Consider the following 11,315-nt stretch of genomic DNA (forward strand, 5'->3'; position numbering starts at 1 on the left):
TCTAGAGCGCCGTGTGCCAGACTTGGCACACAAAACTCGCTCTAACACTTTAAAATTAGAGCATAATTTTACCTTAAGCTGATTCAAGTTTAAGGAATTATGCTCTAGCCGGTAAAGCTGCTTTACCGGTTTTTCATCATCCGGATATTCGGGTTCAATTTTTAAGACCTCAATATCCGGATCATCTCCTTTGTATCTTTTAAATCCGGCACAGACCGCAAAACAAAAGATACTCAGATTTCAACAGGCAGGCTGCCCCGTATTATCAGACGGTCAAAACAGAACTGTGATTGACCTGTTTGAGAGTGCCGGCCGTCTGCACAAGCCGAAGGAACATTATTGTGAGTCTGATCGCTTTTTGGGGTGCGGTCGAATTAGGTCTGGTCTTTTCATTTGTAGCCCTCGGCGTATATCTGTCGTTTCGTGTGCTTGATTTTCCAGATCTGACTGTGGATGGTTCCTTTCCACTCGGCGCCGCTGTTACTGCTGTTTTAATTATTGCCGGTGTTAATCCGTGGCTTGCCGCGCTGATTGCCATGATGGCAGGCGCTGTTGCCGGACTTGTAACCGCAACATTGAATATCCGCTTCGGCATCCTTAATCTTCTGGCCTCCATCCTTACCATGACTGCGCTTTTCTCAGTCAATCTGCGTGTGATGGGCAAGCCGAACGTCGCTCTGATTAATCAGGATACAATGATCTCACCTTTTTATGGATTAGGTGTTCCTGAATATTATGTGCGTCCGCTTTTTGTTGGCGTTCTTGTTATCATCGCCGCCCTGCTCATCTGGCGTTTTCTGGAGAGCAATATCGGTCTTGCCATGCGTGCAACCGGTACCAATGCGCGTATGGCACGCGCACAGGGCGTGAAAACCGATCGTCAGATTTATCTCGGCATGGCTATGTCCAATGCTCTGGTGGCTCTTGGCGGCGCATTATTTGCCCAGACAAACGGCTTTGCAGATGTCACCTCCGGTGTCGGTACAATTGTTGTCGGTCTTGCCGCAGTAATTATCGGTGAAACATTATTCCGCACGCGCTTTTTGCTTTGGGCGCTGATCGGCTGTATCATCGGTTCCATACTTTATCGTATCGCCATCCAGCTGGCGCTGAGCAGTGATTTCATCGGGCTCAAAGCGTCTGACCTTAATCTGGCAACAGCCGTACTGGTCACACTGGCACTTATTCTGCCACGCCTTCGTCGCGGAGGAGCCTCCAAATGATTGAAGTCTCAAATCTTGGTGTTGTGTTCGGACGTGGCACACCACTGCAGAAACAGGCACTTTCCGGCATCAATCTGAAGATTGAAGAAGGCACATTTGTTACTGTAATCGGTTCCAATGGTGCAGGTAAATCAACCCTGCTCGGTGCCCTCGCCGGTGATGTTCAGGCCTCTGAAGGAAAAATCCTGATCGGCAATAAAGATGTCACCAAACAATCGACCGCTGACCGTGCCTCCATGGTAGCACGCGTGTTTCAGGACCCGCTGACCGGCAGCTGCGGTGCATTGTCGATCGAAGAGAACCTTGCCCTCGCAGCCATGCGCGGACAAAAGCGTGGCCTGTCCCATGCGCTTAATCATAAGCGTCGTGAACTGTTCCGCGAACGCATTGCAGGGCTTAATCTCGGTCTGGAAAACCGTGTGCAGGATCGTATGGATCTGCTCTCCGGTGGTCAGCGTCAGGCACTGTCTCTCATCATGGCCACCCTGACAAAATCTGAAGTCTTGCTGCTTGATGAACATACGGCTGCGCTTGATCCGGGCATGGCAGATTTCATCATGAAACTCACAGCCAAGTTGGTCAGTGAAAATAAGCTGACGACGATGATGGTGACCCACTCCATGCAGCAGGCACTTGATTACGGTACCCGTACAATCATGCTGCATGGCGGTAATATCATTCTCGATGTTTCCGGCGATGAGCGTAAGAACCTCACTGTTAAAGACTTGATTGATATGTTCAAAAAAGTACGTGGTGAAACACTGGATGATGATGCATTGCTGATCCAATAAATAGCTCTGTCATCTGAAACTTGAAAATGCCGCGCTCATCCCGCGGCATTTTTATTTGAAAGCTGAAACACGGATTTCACTTTAGCTGCCTTTGTTGTAAGCAGACATATGGCACAGAAAAAAGCACATGAAGTTGACGGGTTTCTCGCGCGTCCGGCTCAAACCGGAACGGTAGTCTTGCTCTATGGTCCCGACAAAGGTCTTGTTAGTGAGCGCGGCGCAAAATTCGCCAAATTGACCGGCCTGCCTCTCGATGATCCGTTTGCGGTTTTACGGATTGAAGCGGATGAAATAGACAAAGACCCTGCCCGCCTGATCGATGAAGCCAGAACAATTTCCATGTTCGGCGGAGATCGTCTGATCTGGATTAAAAATGCTTCGGCACAAAAAAATCTGGCTGAGGCCGTTAAAAACCTGATTTCAGAACCACCTCAGGACACCTATATTCTGGTTGAGGCCGGTGATCTGAAAAAAGGTGCAGCACTGCGCACCAATGTGGAAAACGGCTCCACAGCCATGGCTCTGCCCTGCTATAGCGATGATGCGCGCGGCATTGACGGTTTAATCGACGATGTGTTGCAAGCCAATCATTTGCAAATTTCCAATGATGCCCGTCAGTTTCTGCGCCTGAGCCTTGGTGGCGACCGTCTGGCCACACGCGGTGAACTTGAAAAGCTTTGCCTTTATGCGCGCGGCCAGCAGCGTATTGAACTTGAAGATGTGCGGGAATCTGTCGGCGATGTCGCCGCTCTTTCTCAGGATGAGGTGATCGACGCTGTTCTGATTGGTGATCTGCCAAAGTTCAACATTGCCTTTGACCGCGTAGTCAATACCGGCACCCACCCTTTCCTGCTCGTCAATTCGGCTATCCGCCAGTTCAGCCAATTACAGACATTGCGCTATGCTATGGAAACAGGAAATGTACCGGCAGGACTTGTTGTCAATTCTGCAAAACCACCGATTTTCTTCGCCCGTAAAAAGCTGGTTGAGACGGCTTTAGGACTCTGGAGCGTTGCAGCGCTCAACAAGGTGACTGACAGGCTTCAGCGCACAGTTCTTGAAAGCCGACAGAATGCGACCCTGTCAACAGCAATCATCAGACAGGCTTTTATTGCTCTGACAGTAGAAGCAATAAGAAATAAACAAAGACGTTGATTTCATCATAATAAAAAAGCCGGTACTCAGACCGGCTTTTCTTTTATTTCTTAGTAAATCAGCTTTGCAAGCGGCGGCAAATTTCATCCAATTGTTCAAGAGAACTATAACGGATGCGAACTTCGCCACCACGATCACGATGATTAATTTCAACTTTCATACCGGTTACATCAGAAAGCAGCTTTTCTAATGCCCGTGTATCAGCATCTTTTTCTACCGGTGCACGTTCTGGCTTAACCGCCGGAATACCCTTGCTCTCAGCCTGAGACAGAGCCTCAACCTGACGGACTGACAGACCTTCTTTGACGATGCGTTCTGCAACAGCCTGAGGATTTTCCATTGTAATCAGTGTGCGCGCATGACCGGCAGTCAAAGCACCATCATTGATCAGTCCCTGCACTTCTGTCGGCAGTTTAAGAAGACGCAACGTATTTGCAACATGACTGCGGCTCTTGCCGATAACCTGCGCCAGATCGGCCTGCGTATAATCATGCTCATCAATCAGCAGCTGATAACCCATTGCTTCTTCAACAGGGTTCAGATCAGCACGCTGAACGTTTTCGATAATTGCCAGCTCAAGAGCAACGCGATCATCCACATCGCGCATAATAACCGGAATTTCGGTTAAACCGGCACGCTGTGCCGCACGCCAGCGGCGTTCACCGGCAATCAGCTCAAAATGCTCACGATTTTCCGGTGCCGGACGCACGACAATCGGCTGCACAATGCCATGTTCACGAATGGATTGTGCCAGATCTTCGAGTTCAGCCTCTGTAAAAATGCGACGCGGGTTGCGCGGATTACGGCTTACAAATTCAATAGGCACATAACGTTCATGCGGAACCGGTGCCTTGCGTTCTTCCACAGGCCGGTCGATATCCCCAATCAGAGCTGCCAGACCGCGACCAAGACGCTTTTTTGAAGGATCATCGTTCATCAGTTGAATGCTTTCTGCAAATTGTTACGTAGTCGAATCGAATAGTCAGTTTCATGCTGCGGTACGAAGCTGGCGTTCCCGCTGGATCACTTCGGATGCCAGCTGAAGATAGGCCTGACTTCCCGCGCATTTCAGATCATAAAGAATAGCCGGTTTACCATGAGACGGTGCTTCCGATACCCGCACGTTGCGCGGAATAACAGTCCGGTAAACCTTCTCGCCCATAAAGGCACGCACGTCATCAACAACCTGATTGGCCAGATTGTTTCGGCTGTCATACATAGTCAGGACAACCCCCTGAATCGACAATTCAGGATTAAGCGAATTGCGTACCTGATTGACGGTTTCGAGCAGCTGGCTCAGACCCTCCAGAGCAAAAAACTCACACTGCAACGGCACCAGAACAGAGTCTGCGGCAGCCATTGCATTCAATGTCAGAAGATTGAGTGACGGCGGACAATCAATCAGAATATAGCTGAAATGATCGGCAATACCTGAATCAAAGCGCAGTGCATCGCGCAAACGTCTGGTTCTGTCCGGTGCATGGGAAATTTCCATTTCAATACCGAGCAAATCCAGCGTCGATGCAACCAGATAAAGATTTGGTACATCAGTCGCAATTGCTGCATCCGGCACAGAAGCATTCTGCGTCAGCACATCATAAGATGACAATGGACGATTTTTACGGTCTACTCCAAGTCCGGTACTGGCATTGCCCTGCGGATCGAGATCAACAATCAATACATTTTCACCGATTGCAGCCAAAGCAGTCGCCAGATTAATAGCCGTTGTGGTTTTTCCCACTCCGCCTTTCTGGTTCGCGATCGTTATAATCCGTGTTCTGTTATTCATAATAATTGTCCCGAATAACTTCCGTTTTCAATGCTCATTCAATGTCATTGCCATTCAACGGCGTTGTAAATTACTGATTTCCAGAATGACTGAATCCGCTTCTATTGCGCTTCCATGTCGTACAAGGTCAAATTTCCAGTTCAGCAGGCTTTCATCAATTTCACGCTGATAGTCCCGCCCTTTTTGAAACAAAGCCTTAGCACCTTTTGTCATCCACGGTTCTGTCAGTTCAAACAGCTTGTCCAGCGAAGCCAAGGCTCTGGCAGTGATGATTTCCGGAACCTGAATTTGCTGATAACAGCTTTCAATTCTGGCATTCACAACCTGTCCGCGCGTCTGGAACTGAGCCAATGCATTTCTCAAAAACGCTGATTTCTTACTATTACTCTCAACCAGTCTTATTGAACCGCCGGTTTCTTTCAGCAGTATTGCCAAAACCACACCTGGGAAACCGCCGCCTGATCCTAAATCCAGCCACTGCTTTGCTTGAGGTGCCAGTTTAAAAAGCTGAACACTATCAAGAATGTGTCGTTCCCACAGTGTTTCCAGTGTATTCGGCGAAGCCAGATTGATTGCTTTGGACCATTTTTTGAACAGCGTTTCAAAACCAATCAAATCATCGGCTGTTTCACGTGAAACAGATGGGTATATTTGTTTCAGTGAATCAAAATATTTATCTTTTGTCATGCTGGTTTTGCCAAATTACCCGAAATATCCTGTGCAATACCATGTCTGCGGATATGTGTTATCAATAATGCGATCGCAGCAGGCGTCATCCCCTCAATTCTTTGCGCTTCTGCAATATTTGAAGGCTGACGCTTCTCAAGCTTTTGCTTCAATTCAAGGGACAGACCAGAAATTGTCGAGAACTGGATTGATCGTGGTATAATTAACTGCTCTTCACGTTCCATCACAGCAATATCGGCTGTCTGGCGATCCAGATAAACGGAATATTGCGCTTCAATTTCCAGTGCCTCTTTTGTCGCAGAAGACAAACCAGAAAGCTCCGGCCAGACTTCTGTGAGACGCTCGAGATTAATATCCGGATAGGAAAGCAGATCATAAAGCGTGCGACGAATCCCATCTTTGTTGAGATTCAAACCAAAACCAGCAGCAGCATTTGGTGTAATGGACAAAGATTGAGCAAGCTCCCTCGCCTGATCCAGCTCTTGTTTTCTCTCGTTGAAGCGTGTTTGCCGCGCTGAACCAATAAGCCCCCAGTTTTCACCCAAAGGCGTTAAACGACTGTCGGCATTATCTGCACGAAGTGAAAGTCTGAATTCTGCACGCGATGTAAACATGCGATATGGTTCACTAACACCACGCGCTGTCAGATCATCAATCATAACACCGATATAGGCTTCTGTACGCTGAAGAATAACAGGCTCACTGCCACCGGCATGTCTGGAAGCGTTCAAGCCAGCGAGTAAGCCTTGTGCTCCGGCCTCTTCATAACCGGTTGTACCATTAATCTGGCCAGCTAAGAACAGACCTTTAACCCGACGAGTTTCAAGGCTGCGCTGCAATTCGCGCGGATCAATAAAGTCATATTCAATAGCATAGCCTGGCTGCAGCATCTTGGCATGCTCCAATCCGGGTATGGTTTTCAAAATATCAAGCTGCACATCTTCCGGCAGGCTGGTCGAAATACCATTCGGATAAACAGTATCATCATCAAGACCTTCCGGCTCAAGAAAAATCTGATGCCCGTCACGGTCACCGAACTTGACGATTTTATCCTCAATCGACGGACAATAACGAGGGCCAATGCCTTCAATATTCCCTGAATACATTGCCGAGCGATGGATGTTATCACGGATCAATTGATGCGTCGCATCCGTTGTCCGTGTAATTCCGCAATCAATTTGTGGTACTGTGATCTTATCCGTCATCATTGAAAACGGAACCGGATCTTCATCTGCTGATTGTTTATCCAGACTTGCCCAGTCAATCGTCTTGCCATCAATACGGCAAGGCGTACCGGTTTTCAAACGACCTAAAGCAAAGCCAAGACCAATCAAACGTTCAGATAGTCCCAGTGCCGGTTTTTCACCCATGCGTCCAGCAGGGATAGTTTTCTCACCAATATGAATAAGGCCATTCAAGAATGTTCCGCTTGTCAGCACAACAGACGCACAATTAATAATTGTACCATCCATGAGTTGAACAGCTTTGACTACACCATCTTCAACGAGAATATCTGCCGCACCGCCTTCAATAACAGTCAGGTTTTGCTGTTCTCTGATGAAGCTTTGAATAGCCAGACGGTATAATTTGCGATCCGCCTGAGTGCGCGGGCCACGAACAGCAGGACCTTTACGACGGTTCAACAAACGAAACTGAATACCTGCCTGATCGGCAGCTTTGCCCATCAAGCCATCAAGCGCATCAATTTCACGGACAAGTTGTCCCTTTCCTAATCCGCCAATAGCAGGATTACAGGACATAACACCGATCGTATCAAAATGATGCGTTACTAAAGCAGTTTTAGCGCCGGTTCTTGCTGATGCTGCGGCAGCTTCTGTACCGGCATGACCACCACCAATAACAATGACGTCGTAAAAACCTGTCATAATCATATCCAAAACTTGTTTGGTTTCACGTGAATCATCATTCTCATGTTCTCTCTGAAAAGGGAACACATAACTCAAGAGTGTACAAGAATTTCAGAAGCGGGAATCTGTCGACTCAGAATAATTCAGTCGAGTCAAATTGTGTTTTTAGATTCCACAGAATGTTTCACGTGAAACATCTCTGATTGTTAATCAGGCTATATCATGAAATTTGTTTCACGTGAATCATTTTCCGATACAGAATTGAGAGAATACGAGATCGAGAATGTCCTCTACGTCTACATCGCCGGTAATTTTTCCAAGGTGCTGAGAGGCGATGCGTAGATTTTCTGCTCTTAATTCCAGTGGTAGGGTTTTCGAATTAACGGCTTTCTCAATTTCAGATTTGCATTGATTTAATAAATCAATATGTCTGCGGCGCGTCGGAACGACATCGTTTTGAAGTTTTGTTTTCTCTGAAATATAAGCACTCAACCTGTTTAGAAGATTGTTGATGCCTTCATTATTTTTGGTCGAAATCAAATAATCATAGTTTGGTATGGTTTCAGATTTAAGGTCGGCTTTGTTTCCAATAGTCCAGATATCTGTCTGGAACTCAGAAATATCTACCGTGATGGGATTTGATATATCCTCTATGTATAAAATCAAATCAGCTTCGGCAGCTTTATCCATAGCGCGCTGAATGCCAATCTGTTCAACTTTACCGGAGGTTTCCCGAATACCGGCTGTGTCTGTAACATAAGTTGCAACGCCATTCAGATTTAGCTTCACTTCAAGCAGATCGCGCGTTGTGCCGGCTTCATCAGAAATAATAGCCACATCACGTGCTGCCAATAAATTCATCAGACTGGATTTTCCGGCATTCGGTGCGCCAATAATGACTATATGAAAACCGTCACGCAGCATCGATCCGCGTTTGCCATCTTCAATATGTTTTTCAATAAATTTGGTAAGATCATGCATCTCACTCCAGACGCGATCCGATACTGACCCCGGCACATCGCCTTCATCGGCAAAATCAAGTTCCGCCTCGATAAATGCACGCGCCTGAATGAGTTTTTGCCGCCAGTCCATGTAGAGATTGCGTTGCGCACCGGAAGCAACTTGCTGCGCTAAACGTCTTTGCGTTTCTGTCTCAGCGGAAATCAGATCGGCCAGCCCTTCGGCCATCGTCAAATCCATCTTGCCATTCGCAAATGCGCGACGCGTAAATTCTCCGGCTTCGGCTAAACGGCATTTTTCAAATTCTGACAGGCTTTCCAGAAATTTTTCCACCACAGCAATTCCGCCGTGAATATGAAATTCCGCACAATCTTCTCCGGTAAAGCTCTTTGGGCCTTCAAAAAAGAGTGTCAGACCGCTGTCCAAAACTTCGCCTGTTTTATTTTTAAGATTACTGAATACGGCTTTTCGCGCTTCTGGTAATTTTCCAATGATAGTTTCGGTAATGAATCGAGTTTGTGGGCCTGATAATCTGATAATTGCCACGCCTGAAGGCAAACGCCCGCTTGAAAGCGCAAAAATAGTATCGTGATGAAAAGACTGCACTGACATCGAAAATCCGTTACAAGTTAAGAGAATGATTGCCGTTCTTTAGCTGCCTGAAGCACTACTGTATCGGCTTGAAAATCGGAAAGGCAAAGCCATGAACCCGACGCAAAGCCCGACACAAAACAATGCCAGCTCTAATCGCCTTCATACAGCGAACAGCACATATTTGAAACAGCACAGTGCAAATCCGGTCAACTGGCAGCTCTGGGACAATGAAGCGCTCGAACGCGCTCGTCTTCATGACAAGCCGATTTTGCTTTCGATCGGATATTCTGCCTGCCATTGGTGCCATGTTATGGCACATGAATGTTTTGAAGATGAGCAAGTTGCTCAACTGATGAATGAGCATTTTATCAATATTAAGGTGGATCGGGAAGAACGACCGGATATTGACCAGATTTATATGTCAGCCCTCACAGCCATGGGAGAGCAAGGTGGCTGGCCGCTGACTATTTTTCTGACACCGCAGGGGGATGCTTTTTGGGGTGGCACATATTTTCCAAAACATGCCAATGGTCGTCTGCCCGGCTTTATGGATATTCTTCAAAGCCTCGGCACTTTATGGAAGAATGACCGCGAGCGGATTAGCGGCAATGTGACAGCGCTTAAAACACATTTGCAGACTGTTTTAACACCGGATGCTAAACCTGCTGAGAATGATGAAAGCGCTTTCCAACGCTATGCTGATACAATAGCCAGACGTATTGATACGACTTATGGCGGTCTCAGCGGACAACCTAAATTTCCGAATTTTCCGTTCATGTCGATGCTCTGGACATCATGGAAAATCAGTCAGCAGCAACAACATCATGATCTGTTTATTCTCAGCACTGAGAAAATGCTCAATGGCGGTATTTATGACCACCTCGCCGGTGGCTTAGCCCGCTATAGCACTGATGCATTCTGGCTCGTGCCGCATTTTGAAAAGATGCTTTATGATAATGCGCATACCATCCGGCAGTGTCTGTGGGCATGGAGCAGCACACAAGATCCATTGTTTCGGGTTCGAATCGAAGAAATTATTCAATGGTTGTCATCTGAAATGGCTTTGCCGGATGGTGGTTTTGCCTCCGGACTTGATGCTGACAGCGAAGGTGTTGAAGGCAAATTTTATATCTGGGATCAGTCAGAAATAGAGAGCATTCTCGGCAAAGATGCTCCTGAGTTCATCACAAAATACAATGTCAGTTCTGCTGGAAACTGGGAAGACAGCAATATTCTTCATCAGCTGGATATGCTAAATTTCAACCAAAAAGAAGATGAAATCCTAAAACCAATGCGGGAAAAACTGCTTGGCATCAGAAATCAGCGAACCAGACCCGGCCGCGATGAAAAATGTCTGACAGACTGGAATGCCTATTTCATTCGTGCTTTGGCTGAAGCTGCCCGTGTTTTTGAACGTACCGACTGGCTGGAACTCGCAAAAACAACCTATCGCACAGTATATCCTCAGCAAGGCGCTGCGATCAGACATGTCTGGTCACAGACTGTATCAAAGCTCCCTGCCCTGTCCTCTGATTATGCAGCGCTCATCAATGCGGCCTTGTCGCTTTATCAGGCTGATCCGCAGCAAGACTATATCGATGATGCCAAAGCATTATTGATCTCACTTAATCAGCATCATCTCGATCAGAATGGGGATTACCGGCTGACAGCGCTAGATAATGCTGATGTCATTTTCTATCTTTTTGGCGATCAGGATGAAGCTATTCCAAGCAGCACCAGCCAGATTATTGAAGCCTGTAAAAGACTGGCGTTGATAGCTGAGAATGAAGAGCTTTTTAAAAAGGCCAACAGGCTTGCAGAACGTGCCTTAGGGCGCAGTCAACATATGGCTTATGGACAGGCAGGAATTCTCAATGCCTCAGTGCAACTGCTTGATCCGGTTAAGCTGGTGCTGATTATTGAGAATAAAGATGACGATTTATACCGCTGTGCATCACGTCATGCTGATCCTTGCCGTACAGATATCATTCTAAGCCGTAGCCAAGCCTCACAGCAGCCGCAATGGGCTTCTTTCCTGTCTCTGGCTGGCGAACGCTCCTGTGCCATTCTGTGCCGCAATCAGGTCTGTTTACCGCCGGTCTATGATGCCGCTGATCTTGAGAAACTGCTCTAGAGCGGTTTATTTCCAGATTGAAACACAGCGCATGCTCTAGATTCTTTATTTGGTCGCATTATCACAGCCGTCAAGTTGATCCAACTTGACTGTGAAATGCTCTAAACAAAAAAC

Annotated in this window: 9 protein-coding genes; 4 read left to right on the forward strand and 5 right to left on the reverse strand. The window is 47.0% G+C overall.

The genetic code is table 11. From position 1 onward, the window contains the following. The first annotated feature begins 341 nt into the window (after nt 1-341). From A918_RS0100225 to holA, 3 genes are all read left to right on the forward strand, one after another. Nucleotides 342-1,223 carry an ABC transporter permease gene (locus A918_RS0100225; RefSeq protein ID WP_022709105.1) on the forward strand — a complete coding sequence of 294 codons (882 nt, stop codon included), beginning with the start codon at nt 342-344 and terminating at the stop codon, nt 1,221-1,223. Beyond that, nucleotides 1,220-2,014, forward strand: a complete 795-nt coding sequence (locus tag A918_RS0100230) for an ABC transporter ATP-binding protein (protein WP_022709106.1) — start codon at nt 1,220-1,222, stop codon at nt 2,012-2,014. Before A918_RS0100225 ends, A918_RS0100230 begins: the two co-directional genes overlap by 4 nt. A gap of 108 nt (nt 2,015-2,122) precedes the next feature. Beyond that, complete coding sequence (holA, locus tag A918_RS0100235) at nt 2,123-3,169, forward strand: DNA polymerase III subunit delta (protein WP_022709107.1); 1,047 nt, start codon at nt 2,123-2,125, stop codon at nt 3,167-3,169. Nucleotides 3,170-3,227: 58 nt separating this feature from the next. Here the strand turns inward: holA and A918_RS0100240 are convergent, their stop codons facing one another. The 5 genes from A918_RS0100240 to mnmE all read right to left on the reverse strand — a co-directional run bounded on the left by A918_RS0100240 (nt 3,228) and on the right by mnmE (nt 9,085). Further along, a complete protein-coding gene (locus A918_RS0100240; RefSeq protein WP_022709108.1) occupies nt 3,228-4,106 on the reverse strand; it encodes a ParB/RepB/Spo0J family partition protein in 879 nt (292 codons plus the stop codon). Nucleotides 4,107-4,157: 51 nt separating this feature from the next. Further along, entirely contained in the window at nt 4,158-4,958 is an 801-nt protein-coding gene (locus A918_RS0100245; RefSeq protein ID WP_022709109.1) for a ParA family protein, read from the reverse strand. A 54-nt stretch (nt 4,959-5,012) separates the two neighbouring features. After that, complete coding sequence (rsmG, locus tag A918_RS0100250) at nt 5,013-5,645, reverse strand: 16S rRNA (guanine(527)-N(7))-methyltransferase RsmG (protein WP_022709110.1); 633 nt, start codon at nt 5,643-5,645, stop codon at nt 5,013-5,015. Continuing rightward, on the reverse strand, nt 5,642-7,537 hold the full coding sequence (mnmG, locus tag A918_RS0100255; RefSeq protein ID WP_028233186.1) for a tRNA uridine-5-carboxymethylaminomethyl(34) synthesis enzyme MnmG: 1,896 nt from the start codon (nt 7,535-7,537) through the stop codon (nt 5,642-5,644). Before mnmG ends, rsmG begins: the two co-directional genes overlap by 4 nt. 219 nt (nt 7,538-7,756) lie before the next feature. Then, the gene (gene mnmE / locus A918_RS0100260; RefSeq protein WP_022709112.1) at nt 7,757-9,085 is read right to left on the reverse strand and encodes a tRNA uridine-5-carboxymethylaminomethyl(34) synthesis GTPase MnmE; all 1,329 of its coding nucleotides are present in this window, start codon (nt 9,083-9,085) and stop codon (nt 7,757-7,759) included. 91 nt (nt 9,086-9,176) lie between these two features. Here mnmE and A918_RS0100265 point away from each other — a divergent pair, with 91 nt between their 5' ends. After that, a complete protein-coding gene (locus A918_RS0100265; RefSeq protein WP_022709113.1) occupies nt 9,177-11,201 on the forward strand; it encodes a thioredoxin domain-containing protein in 2,025 nt (674 codons plus the stop codon). The last annotated feature ends 114 nt before the right edge of the window (nt 11,202-11,315 follow it).

This window comes from Pseudochrobactrum sp. AO18b, assembly GCF_000409565.1.
GTDB lineage: Bacteria > Pseudomonadota > Alphaproteobacteria > Rhizobiales > Rhizobiaceae > Pseudochrobactrum > Pseudochrobactrum saccharolyticum.